This is a genomic window from Bythopirellula goksoeyrii (assembly GCF_008065115.1).
Taxonomy (GTDB): Bacteria; Planctomycetota; Planctomycetia; order Pirellulales; family Lacipirellulaceae; genus Bythopirellula; species Bythopirellula goksoeyrii.
In genome coordinates, this window is record NZ_CP042913.1 from 87,207 (window position 1) to 104,386 (window position 17,180).

At 54.2% G+C, this 17,180-nt stretch carries 14 protein-coding genes; 8 read left to right on the forward strand and 6 right to left on the reverse strand.

Annotated elements, in window-relative coordinates; genetic code table 11:
• Positions 1-23 precede the first annotated feature (23 nt).
• The 6 genes from Pr1d_RS00325 to Pr1d_RS00350 all read left to right on the forward strand — a co-directional run bounded on the left by Pr1d_RS00325 (position 24) and on the right by Pr1d_RS00350 (position 6,862).
• A complete protein-coding gene (locus Pr1d_RS00325) occupies positions 24-1,190 on the forward strand; it encodes a 3-keto-disaccharide hydrolase (RefSeq protein ID WP_148071641.1) in 1,167 nt (388 codons plus the stop codon).
• A gap of 228 nt (positions 1,191-1,418) precedes the next feature.
• Complete coding sequence (locus tag Pr1d_RS00330; RefSeq protein WP_148071642.1) at positions 1,419-2,633, forward strand: argininosuccinate synthase; 1,215 nt, start codon at positions 1,419-1,421, stop codon at positions 2,631-2,633.
• 34 nt (positions 2,634-2,667) lie between these two features.
• The gene (locus Pr1d_RS00335; protein ID WP_210417844.1) at positions 2,668-3,051 is read left to right on the forward strand and encodes a four helix bundle protein; all 384 of its coding nucleotides are present in this window, start codon (positions 2,668-2,670) and stop codon (positions 3,049-3,051) included.
• Positions 3,052-3,092: 41 nt separating this feature from the next.
• Positions 3,093-4,715: an ABC transporter permease gene (locus tag Pr1d_RS00340; RefSeq protein WP_148071643.1), complete on the forward strand. Its 1,623-nt coding sequence runs from the start codon at positions 3,093-3,095 to the stop codon at positions 4,713-4,715.
• 215 nt (positions 4,716-4,930) lie between these two features.
• On the forward strand, positions 4,931-6,202 hold the full coding sequence (locus tag Pr1d_RS00345) for an aspartate/ornithine carbamoyltransferase family protein (RefSeq protein WP_148071644.1): 1,272 nt from the start codon (positions 4,931-4,933) through the stop codon (positions 6,200-6,202).
• A gap of 36 nt (positions 6,203-6,238) precedes the next feature.
• Positions 6,239-6,862, forward strand: a complete 624-nt coding sequence (locus Pr1d_RS00350) for an NYN domain-containing protein (RefSeq protein ID WP_148071645.1) — start codon at positions 6,239-6,241, stop codon at positions 6,860-6,862.
• A gap of 97 nt (positions 6,863-6,959) precedes the next feature.
• Here Pr1d_RS00350 and Pr1d_RS00355 read toward each other — a convergent pair whose 3' ends face one another.
• The 3 genes from Pr1d_RS00355 to mnmG form a co-directional block, all read right to left on the reverse strand.
• Complete coding sequence (locus Pr1d_RS00355; protein WP_148071646.1) at positions 6,960-7,646, reverse strand: sensor histidine kinase; 687 nt, start codon at positions 7,644-7,646, stop codon at positions 6,960-6,962.
• A 36-nt stretch (positions 7,647-7,682) separates the two neighbouring features.
• On the reverse strand, positions 7,683-8,261 hold the full coding sequence (locus Pr1d_RS00360) for a response regulator (RefSeq protein ID WP_148071647.1): 579 nt from the start codon (positions 8,259-8,261) through the stop codon (positions 7,683-7,685).
• Between the two features lie 452 nt (positions 8,262-8,713).
• The gene (mnmG, locus tag Pr1d_RS00365; protein ID WP_148071648.1) at positions 8,714-10,546 is read right to left on the reverse strand and encodes a tRNA uridine-5-carboxymethylaminomethyl(34) synthesis enzyme MnmG; all 1,833 of its coding nucleotides are present in this window, start codon (positions 10,544-10,546) and stop codon (positions 8,714-8,716) included.
• A 248-nt stretch (positions 10,547-10,794) separates the two neighbouring features.
• Here mnmG and Pr1d_RS00370 point away from each other — a divergent pair, with 248 nt between their 5' ends.
• On the forward strand, positions 10,795-11,814 hold the full coding sequence (locus tag Pr1d_RS00370; RefSeq protein ID WP_148071649.1) for an alpha/beta hydrolase: 1,020 nt from the start codon (positions 10,795-10,797) through the stop codon (positions 11,812-11,814).
• On the opposite strand, the gene Pr1d_RS00375 is transcribed toward Pr1d_RS00370, so the two are convergent.
• A complete protein-coding gene (locus Pr1d_RS00375; protein ID WP_148071650.1) occupies positions 11,761-13,032 on the reverse strand; it encodes a hypothetical protein in 1,272 nt (423 codons plus the stop codon). The genes Pr1d_RS00370 and Pr1d_RS00375 overlap by 54 nt on opposite strands.
• Positions 13,033-13,487: 455 nt before the next feature.
• Between Pr1d_RS00375 and Pr1d_RS00380 the strand changes: the two genes are divergently transcribed.
• Positions 13,488-14,618 (forward strand): redoxin domain-containing protein, encoded by a 1,131-nt coding sequence (locus Pr1d_RS00380; protein WP_148071651.1) that lies wholly within the window; start codon positions 13,488-13,490, stop codon positions 14,616-14,618.
• Between the two features lie 31 nt (positions 14,619-14,649).
• Here the strand turns inward: Pr1d_RS00380 and Pr1d_RS00385 are convergent, their stop codons facing one another.
• Together Pr1d_RS00385 and Pr1d_RS00390 are read right to left on the reverse strand one after the other, a co-directional pair.
• On the reverse strand, positions 14,650-16,035 hold the full coding sequence (locus tag Pr1d_RS00385; RefSeq protein WP_148071652.1) for an L-serine ammonia-lyase: 1,386 nt from the start codon (positions 16,033-16,035) through the stop codon (positions 14,650-14,652).
• Between the two features lie 88 nt (positions 16,036-16,123).
• On the reverse strand, positions 16,124-17,107 hold the full coding sequence (locus Pr1d_RS00390; RefSeq protein WP_148071653.1) for a Gfo/Idh/MocA family protein: 984 nt from the start codon (positions 17,105-17,107) through the stop codon (positions 16,124-16,126).
• Positions 17,108-17,180: the final 73 nt, after the last annotated feature.

A 17,180-nucleotide genomic window follows, 5' to 3' on the forward strand; every position in this document is an offset into this window, starting at 1 on the left:
GTAGCTCTCAATCTCACCACATCATGACTAAAATCGTTTGCACACTATGTCTGCTCCTATCCTATTCCATTTCGCATGCAGCGGAGAATGTCCTCACACCCAAACAAATAGACGACGGTTGGATTGCACTCTTTGATGGCGAGACGCTCTTTGGTTGGGAGGCGACAAGCGATGCCAACTGGCGCGTCGAAGATGGTGCGATTACGGTCGACTCCGGTGATGAGGGCTGGCTGATGAGTACCAGCGAGTTTGCGGACTATGCGTTGCACGTTGAGTTCCAAGCCCCCAAGACGACCAACAGCGGAGTCTTTCTGCGCACTCCCCTCAATCCGACGGACCCAGCACAGGATTGCTACGAAGTAAACATCGCTCCAGCGGAGAATCCGTTTCCGACTGCTTCGATCGTGGGGCGTAGGCGTTTTGGAGGCCCACTGAAGTGGGCACCGCCGTCGTGGCATGTTTTTGAGATCACCGTCGAAGGGCCCCAGGTTAGAGTCGTACTCGATGGGGCAGAAGCGGTTTCGTACACCGATCCCCACCCTGTCGCCCGCGGCCACATCGGCTTGCAACACCGCGAAGGCAAGATCGCATTTCGCAACATTCGGCTCAAACCGTTAGGATTGAAACCGATTTTCAACGGCCGCGATCTTACCGGTTGGAGCACAAAAGGAACGGACCAAAGTGAGTTCTCGGTGAACGCAGAAGATGACCTCACGGTGCAAAACGGCCCCGGTCATTTGGAGAGTGTCGACAGTTATGGCGACTTTGTCCTGCAACTCGAATGCAAAGTCAACGGTGACGGACTCAACTCGGGCATCTTCTTCCGCTGCATCCCCGGGGACAAGATGATGGGCTATGAGAGCCAGATTCACAACGGGATGGTCGATGGTGATCCCACCAAACCGGTCGACTGCGGCACGGGCGGCATCTTCCGCCGGCAGAATGCCCGCCGCATCGTAGCGAGCGATCACGAGTGGTTCGCCAAAACTATCATCGCCAACGGTCCCCACGTGGCAGTGTGGGTCAACGGCTATCAAGTGAGCGACTGGACCGACGATCGGAAGCCCGACGTAAACCCTCGCCGTGGCCTCAGGCTTGAAGCGGGTACGCTCATGATTCAGGGGCACGATCCGACGACTGATCTAGAGTTTCGCAATCTACGGATCGCGGAGTTGCCTGGAAAGAAATAGGCCGCGGATGAACGCTGATTTTGCGGATTTACGTAGATGAGAAGTTCCGTGAGCATCCGCTTAATCCGTGTTCTTCCTTGGCCCATTTCTCCCTGTGAACCGCTTGCCAGTCTTGCGGTGTCCATCCACAATGGGTTTCCTGCGACTCGTAGAGTCGCGGCTAATATTTGTACGCCGTGCGGTGCGTTGCATCGAGGCTTTGTCTGTTAACTATTTTGGAAAATGATTATGCCCAGTTGTGTGTTGGCTTATTCGGGAGGTTTAGATACCTCGGTAATTCTCGGTTGGCTTCAGGACGAAGGCTACGATGTGCATGCCGTGTATGTCGATCTGGGGCAACCTTGTGAAGACCGTGAGGCGATTCTACAGAAGGCTCGCGACAACGGAGCAAAATCCTCGCAACTCATTGACGCCCGTGAGGAGTTATGCCGCGACTTTGCCTTCCCGGTGCTCCAATGGCAAGCGAAATACGAAGGGATTTATTTGCTGGGTACTTCGATCGCGCGGCCGTTGATCTCGAAGATCTGCTTGCAGGTTGCCCGCGAGGTGGGTGCCGAGGCCTATGCCCATGGGGCGACCGGCAAAGGTAATGATCAATGTCGCTTCCAACTTGCCGCCGAAGCCCTCGATCCGAATGTCCAGATCATCGCCCCGTGGCGGATCAAGCAGTTCCGCGATTTGTTCCCCGGCCGTACCGAGATGATCGACTACTGCGACGCGAAGAAAATCCCCGTCAAAGCTTCTGCGGCGAAACCTTACAGCAGCGATGAGAATTGCCTGCACATCAGCTACGAGGCAGGCAAGCTCGAAGACCCCACGGTCAATGGTGTGGCAATCGTTGATTTCGGCATGTCTGTTTCGCCTCAAGAGGCTCCAGACAAGGTGGAAGAGGTCACCATTGAGTTTGAGAGCGGTGTGCCAACGAGCGTGAATGGCAAGAAGCTCAGCCCGCTTGCGATAGTCGAGACGATGAACGAAATCGCTGGCCGCAATGGGGTAGGGCGGATCGACATCATCGAAAACCGCTTCGTCGGCATGAAGAGCCGCGGCGTGTACGAGGCCCCCGGCATGACGGCCCTGTACGCTGCCCATCTGGCGATGGAGCAACTCACGCTAGACCGCGAGACAGTTCACCTGCGCGACCGCATCGCTCCCGAGGTGGCAGAGATGGTCTACTACGGTTTCTGGTACGTCCCCAAAATGGACGCCCTGTTGGCTTTCATACGCGAAGTGCAGAAACCGGTCACCGGCAGCGTGACGCTTGGACTCTACAAAGGCAACGTGATGATCCAGAGCCGAGAAAGCCCCAACAGCCTCTACGACGAGGAGATCGCCAGCATGGAAGGTGGCGGCAGCTACGACCAGACGGACGCGGAAGGGTTTTTGAGGATCCAGGGGTTGCCGAGTCGGGTACTAGGGGCGGCGCGGCCGAGAGCATATTAGGGGGCTGGGATTCGGGGGCTGGGGGGAAGAAACAATGAGCATTCTTAGCTATCGAGACTTGGTCGTTTGGCAGGAGGGAATGGCTATCGCCAAAGAGGTCTATAAAGCTAAGGAGCACTTCCCCAAACAGAAACTTTATGGATTGGTCAGCCAGATTCGTAGGTGCAGCGTCTCCATCCCTTCCAATATTGCCGAAGGACACGCGCGGACCTCAACCAAGGAGTATCTTCATCACATTTCTTTTGTGATGGGCTCGCTGGCCGAATTAGGAACGCAACTCATCTTGTCCAACGAACTCCAATATCTTGACGAAATCATTATGAATTCTCTCCTCGAAAGGTGTGAGACTTTAGGAAGACGCTTGAGATCACTCACAAGCTCCTTGAAATCCAGGGTTTTGCAATCGAAGGAAACTTAGTTTCTTCCCCCAGTCTCAAGCCCCCAGCTCCCAGTCCCCCCATGTATCTCTTCGAAAACCCTGTGCTCCAGAAGGAACTCGTCAGCAACTTGCGGATGAACCGCACTTTTGTGCTGTTGTTTGCTTATGTGGCGCTGCTGGGGTTGTTGGTCTATGCTGCGTGGCCTGCAGAGGAGCGGTTGGACATGTCGAACTCCGACAAGGCCAAGCCGCTGGTGAATCTATTGTTTCTGGGGCAGTACATGCTCATGTCGCTGATGGCTCCCAGCTTTGCTGCGGGGGCAATTACCGGCGAGAAGGAACGCGACAGCTTCGAGATGCTGATGGCCAGTCCGGTGAAGCCGGGGGCGATTGTGTTCGGCAAATTGGCGGCTTCGCTGTGCCCCCTGGCGGAGTTGATGATTGGTTCGTTGCCAGTTGTGATGCTTTGTTTGCCGTTGGGAGGGGTGCAGTTCTTCGAAGTAGTCGCGGCGTATGTAGCGATGATTTCGTCCGTGGCGCTGTTCACTGCCATCAGCCTGTGGTGCAGCAGCTATTTCTCGCGGACCTCTTCTTCGCTAGTAGTGTCGTATCTGTTGATTCTCCCTTTGGCCATGTTAGGGGTGTTTATCTGGCAGGCGCTTGAGCAGTTGGGCCCGGCGCGACTCGTGGTCGTCTGCGGGGTAGTGCCAGTAGCCTGCCTCTCCGTCACAGCGATGTTACTTTTCGACACTTCGCGGCGGTTGCTGGCTGCCCCTGATCTGGGAAGTGCCGGCCAACAGGCGATTGATCTTGGCACCGAAGCCGAATCTGCCGTTGGATTGTATATCAAGCGCGAAGAATTTCCCGACCGGTTGTTCGCACCTCCGAAGCGGACTACGTTTCTCCCCGAGGATGCCAATCCGATCTACGACAAGGAAATCCGCAGCGAAATTTTCAGCCAGGGGACCCTCATGCTTCGCCTGGTGATCCAGATCAGCATGGGTTTGGCGCTACCGTTGATGGGCATTTTACTTTTTCTCAAACAGCATCTCGCCCCCTGGTATATTGCCTACGTGCTGCTCTTTAATATGCTTGTCGGCCCAGTTTTTACTGCTGGAAGTGTGACCAGCGAGCGGGAGCGCCAGACGCTCGACATGTTGCTGACCACGCTGATTTCTCCTTGGCAGATGATGTGGGGAAAATTGCTTTCTGGGTTGCGGGTCTCAAGTGTGTTGACGGCATTCCTGATGTGGCCAGTCGTGCTGGCCTGCATAATGCCGCTGGACTTTTGGTACAATCTGCCGACGATGTTTGGTTACTTTGTCGTAGTCTTCCTCGCATGCTGTACGACGGCGATGACAGCGCTTTTCTGTTCGACCCTTTTCCAGAAAACTTCGACCAGTTTGCTTGCCACATATCTGATCATCATTACCCTCTTTCTGGTACCGCTGGCTGCGGATCGATTCGTCCAGTTTTTTGGCAAATCCGGAACTGCCGAGGACTTCGTGCAACTTGCCGGGATTGCGAGTCCCTTTGTGGCAATCTTTAATCTGCCGCTCGAGGTGGCAAGCTCGCCGGGGCCTCCTCAGGGTTCACTCCCTCTCTTTTTCGGTCATTTGGTGTTTGCCATCCTGTACAACGCCGCGCTCTTGTGTACGGTGATGTGGTTGTTCCAGGTCCGCTGGCGGGTGTCAGATAATTAGCCGGCACACGACTTGTCATTCCCGCGCAGGCGGGAACCCAGACGGCAGCGGTAAGAACCTGGATTCCCCCCTGCGCGGGAAAGACGAGAAACCACTCTGTTGAAAAGACGAGCAACGGCAGCGCGGGAATAGCAGTGGAAGCTTGACGATCAATTCCTCGTTATGCGATAACGGACGTTGCCATCCTATGCCGCCCAGTTTAAAGGTTTACCCTGATGTCGCACGACCTGCCAGATGGTCCCGCTCCAACGCAAGACGAGTTGGATTTACTGCATTATGAGTCGCGGATTGAGCGGCCAGTGCGGATGAAGCTCCCCGAATTCGAGCGGAACGAGCGTCTGCGGCACGTGATTTTCAGTGGCCAGTTTTCGGTTGCGATGCTCGAAGACTTGGCCGAAACGGCCGACAAGATCCGCGTCCTTTCCAAGATGCGTGAAGGGCAGGATTTCCTGATCCGCCTCTTGAATCACAAACGGGCCATGTTGTATTTCACACAGCCCTCGACCCGCACGTTTCTCTCATTCATGGCTGCTTGCCAGATTCTTGGGATCACTTGTAACGAAGTCCGCGATCCGACGACCTCCTCGGAGACCAAAGGTGAGACCCGATTTGACTCACTGCGAATGTTCTCCAGCTATTTCGATCTGATTATCATGCGCAGCAAACTTGCCCGACTGGCAGAGTCGTGTGCCTACTTGATGAACGATCTAGAAGCCTCGGGCAACCGCAGTGTACCGATCATTAACGCGGGTTCCGGATCGGACGAACATCCGACCCAGGCACTGCTAGACATTTACACGCTGCAACGCACTTTTCAATTCTCTCGCCCACAGGACTCGCCCGCCGCTACTCGTTTTGACGAACTACGCCGGGAGCATCCAGATCTGACCAAAGGATTGTCGCACAAGGTCTACGGGTTCTGTGGAGACATTGGTCGGGGTCGGACCGTGCGATCACTGGCCAGCTTGCTGGGGAATTACGAGGGAGTAACCCTAATTTTCGTCTCGCCCGACGATCCGACGCTTTCGCTCCGCGACGACTTGCGCCAGCGACTGGCCGACCGCGGGGTGCGAACAATAGAAGTGCAGTCGTTTGACGAACGGGTCGGGGGAGTACCCGTCATCGAGCAACTCGATGCGCTCTACATGACACGCATACAGAAGGAACACAATGCGGCCGACGAGGATGCGAAGTTTGCCGCGTTGGATTTGTCGCGCTACAAGTTGAATCTCGAACTTGTGAGCCGCATGAAACGCTATGCTCCCATTTTACACCCTTTCCCGCGCGATCAGCATTTCGGCGAAATTCCACCCGAAATCGACAATGACCCGCGGGCCGTCTACTTCCGCCAGGCCCGCAATGGCATGTGGATCCGCGCCGCACTGTTGGCATCGGTATTCGGTGTCGATCACCAAATTTCGCGTTTCTTCCACGAAGAATACAGCGAATGGCATGACTATAATGAAAGTCCTTCCTCGGCGATTTGAAGAATTTAGCCGCTTCTTTCCTCCCCCATCTCAATCATGCCTCTTCTCATTGATGGTTACAATTTGTTGCATGTGACGGGGTTTGGAGGGGGAGGCGGACCCAATTCATTCCAAAGATCACGAGAAGCGCTTCTGAGTTTTCTCGCCAACTCGATTCCGGATGAAGAACGTTCTCTGACCACCATTGTCTTCGATGCTGCTGAAGCACCGCCTGGGTTGCCTCGAACATTGACGTATCAGGGGATCATCGTTAGGTATGCGGCAGAGTATGCCGATGCCGATGCATTGATCGAAGAGTTGATTCTCGCAGAGACAGCTCCACGGTCTTTACTGGTCGTATCGAGTGATCACCGCATCCAACGCGCAGCCCGCCGACGGCGGGCATCACATATCGATAGCGATCGCTGGTATGGTGAAATCTGGCAAAGAAGACAGGAAGCTGAGAATCAGCCGGGTACTCTAGTTCCTGACAAGCCTGTCAGGTCGCTTACAGAGGCAGAGATCGCATATTGGGTCGACAAGTTTTCCGAAGGCATGGCGGCAGAGGCTACCGACTCTGTCGAACCGACAAAACCGAGAACTCGCGAAGTGGAGACAGACCTCACAAACCCTTTTCCACCAGGCTACGGAGAAGATTTGCTGAGAGATGGCGAGCAATAGTAGGCCGGAACAAGTCATGCGCAGTTCCGGCAGATTGTAGCACCACTCTCCGAGTGGTAAGTGCAGCAATCATGATTTCGACTCGCAGAGTCGGGGGCTACGATGCTGACTCAATCGGCAAACGCATGGTGATCGTCGCTCCTGACTCGCCTGCGCTTTCCACAACCACGCTGCCACCATGTTCGGAAACGATGCGCCAGCACTTGCTGAGTCCAAACCCCAGACCACGTCCCGCTTCTCGACCTGAGTAGAAAGGATCGAACATGTGCTTGCGGACTTCGGCAGAGATGCCGGGACCGTCATCGGTCACCTCTATTGCTACTGATTCATCCGAGCAACTGAGCGCAACTAAAATATTTCCGTCGCGACCAATCGCCTCCAGTGCATTGTCCAAGACCGCACCTATTGCCACGGATAACTGCTGTCGATCTGCTTTGATCCGAATCGATTCCTCTGAGCTCTCTAGTTTCAACTGAATCTGGCGAGTATTGGTCTCAGCAGCTAGGTTTGAGATCACGCCGGAGATCAATTCCACCAAATCGAATGGTTCGCAAACTAGCTGAGGTGGCCGAGCAAATAGCATCAGATCGGAGATCATTTCGTGGGCGCGCATCGCCTGCTGATGAATCGCCTCGAGAGACCGTCGGCGATCAGGATGCGATTCTTCGCGCAGCAACGACTGCGCACGCGCGGCAATGTTGGCCAACGGGTTGTTGATCTCGTGACTTGCGCCGTACGCCAGCTCCTTCATCGCATCGAGCTTTTGCCGTTCGAGCTCATCCATCCGGCACGGCCCCCGCGAAAATTAGGCGAGTCGCACTCAGGTTGAAGCGGTCTCGACATCTAGCAATTGGCAGACCCGACCGACCAGATCATCGACGTCAAACGGCTTCTTCATGAAGTCGTTGGCACCTGCATCGCGAAGCTCTTGGATCTTGTCTTGTTCGACCATGCCCGAGATGCAGATGATCCGCACGTCGTCCATCGTCTTCTGGCTGCGAACTAGCGTACAGACTTCTTTACCATTGATGTCTGGAAGCATGACATCCAGCACGATCATGTCGGGGCGAAATTCCTTGATCAACATGCCAGCGCCGAAGCCGTTGTTGACGCTACGGACATCGAATCGGCCATCGCGTTCAAGGGCGTCTACAATCAATTCGACCAGATCTTCGTCGTCGTCAACAACTAGAACCTTGCGGCGTCCACTGTCGAGGGCATCGGTAGGAATCCCATTGTCCCGCATAAAGGCATAGAGTTGCTCACGGGGAATCCGCCGGAATCTGCTGCCAGGCACCCGAAAACCCTTGAGTTGCCCCGAATCGAAGCAGCGGATAATCGTTTGCTGGCTGACCTTGCAAATCTTCGCGGCTTCGCCGGTAGTGAATACGGTCTTCATAGTTCGAACCACCTCTCTCCTTAGTCGATGGTGAAAGGACCAGTAGTACTTTCAAGGGAATTAAAAAGGCAAGCAGGATAAACTAGGGCAGCAGCAAGAACTAAGGTTGGACTATTCGGTGTGACAATTTGACATAGAAGTGTATCCTGTCCAAATCACCTAGTTTTCAACAACACACAACCGAAGTGCGTAGTCTTCCCAACCATTGATTGCCGCCTCAAATAAGCAAGGCTATTTAGACGGCAATGTTCTCCGTGTCTGCCGATATCCCCTGAATTGCCAATTGAACGAATTATAGCCGCCCTTGAATTCCCGTCAACAGAGATCAATTCTCTGTAACGTATTAGCTCATAACACCTTATGATCTCAAGCTAGCTAAAGCCGTATTTTTCTGCCGATGATGGTGCCCGCCTGCCTGGACTTCCAATTCAGGATGATCGGTAGAAAACCAACTACCTCACAGGTGCTTTCCCCTCAAAATGCACCATCAACAAAGCAATGTCAGCAGGCGTAATACCACTGATTCGACTTGCTTGGGCAAGACTCACCGGTTGCACCTTTTGGAATTTTTCCCGCGCTTCGGCGCGAAGCTGCGTGAGACGGGCATAGTCGAAACTCTGGGGGATACGCTTTTCCGCAAGTCGCTGCTGCCGGTCGACCTCGACAGTTTGTCGTGCGATATAGCCAGCATACTTTAGGTCATTCATCACTTGCTCGGCGACTTGCTTGCCCAGGCCCGCCAATTGGGGCAGCCTTCCTACAATGTCCGACCACGCGATCTCGGGGCGACGCACGATTTGAGCCAGCGGCGTTCCATCGCAACGGGTGTTTTCAATCAACTCCGTCGCGGCCTCAATTTCGAGACGTTTCTGTTCAAAGTGATCAAACCGGTTGAGATCGACCAATCCTAGCTCATGGGCCAGCGCCGTGAGTCGCCGATCTGCATTGTCCTGCCGAAGGAGCAGGCGATACTCAGCCCGACTGGTAAACATACGGTAGGGTTCATCGACGCCGCATGTGACCAGATCGTCAATGAGTACGCCGATGTAGGCCTGATCGCGGTCGAGTACTAAGGGAGGATCACCTCGCAATGCCAGCACTGCATTGGCACCCGCCACGAGCCCTTGGGCAGCGGCTTCTTCGTAGCCGGTAGTACCGTTGATCTGCCCAGCAAAGTACAGACCCTTAACCAGCTTCGATTCCAGGCTTACGCGTAGCTGATCGGGGGGAGCGTAGTCGTATTCCACCGCGTAGCCATAGCGCATGATCTCGGCGTGTTCCAAACCCGGTATCAGGCGAAAGATCGCGTCTTGCACATCTCGTGGCAGGCTGGTCGAGACACCATTCACATAAACTTCCTGCGTGTTTCGGCCTTCTGGTTCGAGAAACAATTGATGCTGCGACTTGTCGGCAAACCGCACGACCTTGTCTTCGATCGACGGACAATAGCGCGGACCGGAAGAATTGATTTGTCCGCTGTACATGGGGGCTCGTTCGAGGTTTGCGCGGATTAAATCATGCACCTGCTCGTTGGTGTAGGTGATGAAGCAGGGAAGTTGCTCGACCTCGATGCGGTCATTGAGAAACGAAAACGGTTGTGGCTCATCGTCGCCTGGCTGCAACTCGGTGCGGCTGGTGTCGATGGTGCGGCCATTCAGGCGAGGCGGCGTCCCGGTCTTGAATCGCTCGAGGCGAATTCCCAATCGGTCAAGCGCCCCACTAATTCCCCCCGTGGTTCCTTCCCCCGCGCGACCTCCTGCGGTCTTCGTCTCACCGGTGTGCATTAAGGCTTGGAGGAATGTACCGGTGGTGAGCACGACAGCGCATGCACGATAGACCGCGTCGCCTCGAACCTGGACGCCGACGATGCGGGGCACCTCGCCACTTTTTTCGGTCAGAAGATCCTCGACCACCTCCTGCCGTAGCGAAAGATTTGGTTGCTCTTCGCAGAACCGCTTAATTTCGGCTTGATAGAGTTTCTTGTCGGCTTGGGCTCGTGGGCTGTGCATGGCCGGGCCTTTGCGCCGGTTGAGCATGCGGAACTGGATGCCTGTCGCATCGATCGCACATCCCATCGCGCCTCCGAGGGCATCGATCTCGCGGACAATCTGCCCCTTGCCCACGCCGCCGATCGCCGGGTTACAACTCATTTGACCGACGGTATCGCAGTTGGTGGTGAGAAGAACCGTCTTAGCCCCCATACGTGCAGCGGCCAACGCCGCCTCGGTCCCCGCGTGACCTGCGCCGACGACAATTACATCGAAATCATAGGTGCATGTTGCCATTTCCCTAGCGTACTGGAGTCCCAGGGCGAATGCGAGTCATCCAGGTGAGAGATGCGGGGAATCATTGGAAATGCTGTTTCCCCAAGGGTCAGGAACGATTTCCTCAACACTCACGAACTCTCGACCCCGCGGTCCCGTAAACGTAGTTGGGCTGCTGGGCCCGAAGGAGTACAATCCACGCTAGCTAATTGTCCCGCCCACCATCTGCTTTTGGGACATCGGCTAATCCCCAGGAAGAGGAGCCAATCATGAAAAGTACCCGCCAACACCACCACTTCGCCGCTCTTGTAATCGAGAGCCTGTTCTTTCTAACTCTTCTGGCAGCATATGCGAACGCCGAGCCGGCACTCTTTGGCATTGGCAGCCAGACTCTCGGCGGCCGATTCGTCTGGTCTGATGAGGTAATCTATGACGGCTGGCGGATTCAAAGGCACTCCAGTATTGGGCATTACCGGTTGATCGATGCCAATGATCGACGGCGAACTTTTGGCACTTTCGAAAACTGCCTTGCCGAATTGGAGCGAGCCAAGCAAGTCGAGAAACTTCCGGCACTCCCTAAGGAAGTCGTTGTGTTAGTTCATGGTCTCGGAGCGGCCCGCCAAATGATGGATGGCCTAGCTGAGTATCTTGTGGAAGAGGGCGGTTTCAATGTAGTAAATTTTGGCTATCCCTCGACGGTAGGAGATATCGACCAACATGCGAAGTCTCTTACCAGCGTTTTACGACATTTGGACGGCGTGGAGACGGTCAATTTTGTCGCCCACAGCATGGGCAATATCGTCATCCGTTTGGCGCTGACCGATTTGGCATCGTTGCCTGCCTCAGAGCAGCCAGACTTTACCTACAATCGATTCGTCATGATCGCCCCGCCGAATCATGGAGCCTCAATGGCCGACAATTTTTCTGAAAGCAAGATCGCTCAGCTATTCGCCGGCGAGCCGCTGCAACAACTTGCTCCAGGCAAAGGCTGGCAAACGTTGGAGCAGCGACTCACGACGCCCAGTTTCGAATTCGGCATCATCGCAGGTGGTCACGGTGACGGCGAAGGCTACCTCGCCGCCATCCCTGGCGACGACGATGGACTCTTATCAGTCGAGACGACTCAACTGGCAGGTGCCAGTGATTTCGTTTTGGCAAAAGGGATCCATCAACTCATGCCGAAGAATGAACAAGTACGCGAATATACACTGCGATTCTTGCAGCATGGGTACTTCCTACCTTCGGGAACCAAACACCCCATTACGGCGGTGGCTGGAACGACTCCCTGATCTCGAAGTCTTTGAGCTTGCCACACGGTTGGAGGGAGCTTGCTTCTCCTCAGCCACTTCCTCGGTGTCTGCAGCGGACTGGGCTTCGATGGCCAAGTCATCTATAGCAGGCAGCGGCTCTTCCTCTTTCGCCGTTTCTTTAGACGCATTGGCCAACTCGGTAGCCACATTTACCTTAGCGATCATTGGCTTGCTTCCGCCAAAAGCGATGCAGCAGAGAGCTGAAACAAAGCGGTTATTCTTCAAGTGAGCTGACAGATAATGCGATTTTTTATTCTCAGGGTAGGTATTCATCTGACAGAGCTTATGACGATACTCACCCAGGCAACGTGCTGGCATTCCTATGAAGCCTAGGGCCTGGCGACCATGCCATGAAGTGTCGGGCCATTTCTTGAGTGTCTTGTCGTGACAGTTGAACGTGGAGAATATTTTTTCCGCTGCAACAAATGCCTGACCGTATCGGTGTCCTGGCAATAGCATGTCGTAGTCAAACGCACCGGAAATCATCGCTGCACGTAAGTTGTGCCGCTCGACGGGCTCAGCCCCTGCCAGGGTCAAGCCGCGGGTACAGCCGCCGCCCATCAAGTGCAGTGCCACTGAGCAGCTGATCGCACCATAACTATGGCCCGAAAGAGTTACGCGTTGAGTGAGGCTCATTTGATCAACGAGCTTTGCCAAGTAGTATCCTTGATATTCGGAATATACATACTTGATCCGAAGATTCTTTTGAACCATCTCTCGGAACCGCAACCCCTTCATTTTATACACACGTTGCGCAGGCCATGACCAGCAGACTAGCCGTTTGCAACCGGGGCAACATCTCATTTTGTCGTACAGATCCCAAAACCCTTTCATCGCACCTTTGTGCTTTAGAGTATTGCCATGCAGATAGAACATGGTAGGCATCGATGCCTCTTGAGCCAGGAACGACTCACGGGATTCCTTCACGAAGCAACCTCGACAACGGTCGTACCGCTGATAGGTGATGCACTCGAATCCTCGGTCGAGGTTCGAACACTTGGGGACATGGCGGGTGTTGATTACCCACAATTCAGGGGCCGAATTGCAACAATTCAGACAGCTGTTGCACATGCTGCATTCGTCGCATTGGACTTGGGCCGAGGCAAACGCGGCCATGGCAACACAGGACAGCAAAGCGACCGTAGCAAGTCGCAGGAACTTGCTAAAACTAAAATCGTGGGGGAAAGTGGTGTTCATTTCAGTGCCTTCTTCGAACTGGGATTTGAAAGACTGACTACCGCAGGACTGCTTGACCTTGCCCGTCACGGGGGCAATTTAGGTTGGGCAAAATCTGCGGGTCTGGAAAACAATACAACGCGTTGCGTAAATGCAACGTGCTCCAGAGCGAAGATGTGGCAGAAAATCATCACCTGCCGCCGCTACAACCGTTACCATTGAGAAAATGAGAATATTTCGGCGGAATGAAAGTAACGGCTTCTTCTAGAACCTAAATTCTTGCCCAGTAGAGAGAGGGGGGCAGACCAGAATATTCCTTGCAACCTCGTTTCCTGCAATTCATTCCTGCGAAATGGGTATCTTCCTGGCCAGCTTGGGCCGAGATTGGATAGAATATGGGTAAGATTCCGCACCCTGAAAGCGACTGACTCATCAGTAGGCGAACGCTTTTATCGGTTAACTGGAGGAAATCCTCAATGAAGTTACAATGTGTTCTCTTCGGTACACTGGTGCTGTTGGCAGTTCCGCTTGTCGCGGCGGCTCGGGCTCCGGCTGAACTTGGGCAATACGAAAGTCTGATTCCGCGTCATTTGTTGAGCATTGTGCACGCCCCAGAAGTTCACCAGGAACTGGGATTGTCCGATGTCCAAGTCACCGATTTAGAGAAACTCTTCTCGGAAATCGACAGTCGCTGGTTTGCCGCGAGGATCCTGCCGTGGCAGCAACAATCTGCAATTGTTGCTGAACTAGAAGGCCGCATCTGGGATTGGTTTAGCACCAATACCAGGCCTGACCAACAGGAGCGGCTCCAGCAACTTGAATACTACTCCCAAGCCGGACGGATGCTCTTAAGAGTTGATCTTGCCAAGCAGATCGGTTTGCAACCCGCCGAACAGGAAAGTCTCGCCAAGTTAGCGAGTGATGTCCAAGTTGCCGAACAGAAACTGCAAAACACCCAATACGGCGACCCTGAGATCCCCGCATATCAATCCGAATTGCTAAAAGCTACGGAAGCAGAGCGAGAAGGTCTGACCAAGTACCTCACCCCCTCCCAACAAGAGCAACTCAGCGAAATTCTCGGCGATGCATTCGATACGACGAAACTCAAACGCATTTATCCGATGGCTCCCGAATTCGTCGATGTCAAACATTGGCTCAATTCAGAACCACTGAAGATGGCCGAACTGCGAGGCAAAGTCGTATTGGTTCATTTTTACGCCTTTCAATGCCACAATTGTCATGCCAATTTTGACATCTATCGACGTTGGCACAAAGATTTGGCCGACAAGGGCGTAGTAGTGGTTGGTATTCAGACCCCCGAAACAAGTTCCGAACGTGATCCACTTGCGGTTAGATCTGCTGCACAAGATCAAGAACTCGAATTCCCGATCTTGATCGACTTGGAGTCCAAAAACTGGAAAGCTTGGGGTAACACGATGTGGCCAACCGTCTATGTCGTGGACAAGAACGGCTACATTCGCCACTGGTGGCAAGGTGAGTTGAACTGGAAGGGTGCAACCAGCGACAAAGTCATCGAGGACCTGGTCGACAACCTGCTTGTCGAAGGCGAGCAGCGTGCCACTTCCAATATCACCAGTTCTAAGTAGGCAGATTGGGCCCTCAAAACATCCGCCCTATTCAACATGCGATCGAGTTGACCGATAACCCGCCCTGCGATGTTTCCTTGTACTTTGAAAGCATGTCTGCGCCTGTCTGACGCATGATTTCGATGACATGGTCTAGAGATACACGGTGCTGACCGTCTTCGCGCAATGCCAATCGTGCCGCATGAATCGCGTGGGAAGCAGCCATCGCATTGCGTTCAATACAAGGAATCTGCACAAGGCCACCGACGGGATCGCAAGTAAGTCCCAAGTGATGCTCCATGGCGATCTCGGCCGCCTGCTCCACCTGAGCCGGGCTGCCACCAAGCACCTCCGCCAAAGCACCTGCCGCCATCGAACAAGCAGCCCCCACCTCACCCTGGCAACCTACCTCTGCGCCTGAGATTGAGGCGTTCTGCTTGTAGAGAATCCCGATCGCTCCAGCCGTTAACAGGAAACGTCGAACAGATTCTTGATCGGCCCCCTGACAAAAACGATGGAAATAGTGCAACACAGCCGGGATGATTCCGGCAGCCCCATTGGTGGGAGCGGTAACGACGCGACCGCCACAAGCATTTTCCTCACTCACGGCCAAGGCAAACACATCCACCCAATCGATAGGAGACAGGGGATCACCGTTCGAAGCAAGTGGAGCTGACTGCAATTTCTGATAGAGTTGTGGCGCTCGCCGACGCACCCTCAGGGGACCTGGCAAATAGCTCGTCTGTTGGTCTTGCTTTCGGCAACCCCGCACAACACATTGCTGCATGACCATCCAGATTTCATCCAATCGCGTCTCGAGTTCATCAGGACTGCGGAAGGATCTCTCATTCTCTCTCGCTATTTCGCTTATCCGCAAACCTGATTCACTGGCAAACGAAAGCAGCTCTGCTGCCGATTGATAAGGGAAGGCCAGCGGACGGCGCAGCTCGGTTTGCTTCAAGGGCTGGCCATCGCCATCGACAACAAATCCGCCACCAACCGAGTAGTAAACTCGCTGCAGCAACTCGGAGCCAGCGCTGTCAAAAGCTGAGAAGCGTATCCCGTTACTGTGTAAGGGGAGTTGCTCATTCGTCAAGTACTCAAGATGCTCCTGCTGAGAAAAAGGAATCTTGTGGCCAAGCACTGCCAACTCTCCCGTCGATTCCACCTCGACGAGAAATGACTCCATTTTCTCCGGTTCCACCGTTTCGGGAGTCTCGCCGGCGAGCCCCTGCAGGATGGCCCGGTTCGTCCCGTGTCCCAGGCCAGTCAGTGCTAGTGATCCGTACAAGGCGACTTCAATTTTGTGAGCTTTTGCCAATACCCCAAAGTCCTGCATTTGCTCGGCAAAGAACCGCGCTGCGCGCATCGGCCCAACGCAGTGAGAACTCGAGGGTCCAATGCCAATGGTGAACAAATCGAGAACGCTGGTAGCCACGATACGAGCCCTACAATGAAAAGCTAGAATTGGGAACGAAACCAATGCATTCTATGCCTGTCACCGAAAACAGGCACCGTGGAAACCCCTAGACCCATTTGCCAGAACTTGCACTGGCCCTAATCGCCTCGATGACACGCATATTCGCCACTGCATCGCTCAAGGGAGTCGGCACTGGGGTATCGTTCAGAATTGCCGATGAAAACAAGTCACATTGGACAGTGTATTGGTCACAAACGTCGAGCACGACCTCATTTGTTGCACCCTCTTTCTCGTGCCATATTCTGCAGGGTAGATCCGGCGGAGCATTGAATGGAATCTCGATCTCGATGCGTCCCTCGGTACCGAAAACATTTACACGCTGGTAAGGGACCATCTGGGTCGAGCAAACGAACGATGCCTGTCCTGTTCCAAAATCCAGAATGGCAGAAGCTAGCCGGTCCGTGCCAAAATTCGGATCGTTTTCTACTAGACCACAAACCTTTTTCGGTTCGGTGTCGAAGAGAAATCTCGCAAGCGAAATGCAGTAACAACCGATGTCCATCAACCCTCCGCCGCCGATCTCCGCGACGTTGCGCACATTCTTGGGGTCCACGTTGTAGTAGGAAAACGCCACTTGGATGGCTCGCAAAGCGCCGATCTCCTCATCCTCGACAAGTCGCTTCGCAGCTTGCCATTGGGGATGGTGGCGATACATGAAGGCTTCCATCACCTTGAGTTCAGGATGCCGGGAAGCCGTAGCGAGCAATTTCTCCCCTTCAGCCGCCGATAGTCCGATGGGTTTTTCACATAGCACGTGCTTCCCCGCGTCGAGGGCACGGATGGACCACGGTACATGCAGATGATTTGGCAGGGGATTGTAGACGGCGTCGATATCCGGATCGGCCAGCAAGGCCTCGTAGCTGCCGTAGGCCCGGGGAACTCCCAATTTCGTGGCTGCTTCGTCGGCAGTAGCTTGATTCCGCGATGCAATCGCCAGCACCTCGCACAAATCGCTTTGCTGCATGGCTGGAATCACTTTTTGGGTGCCAATCTTGGCGGTACTCAGTATTCCCCAGCGGACAAGTTGCATAGGTCCCTCGATGCTTGAAAAAGGAGATGAAAATTGTCACCCAATTGTATATGCTGAAAGCCTGAATCCTACC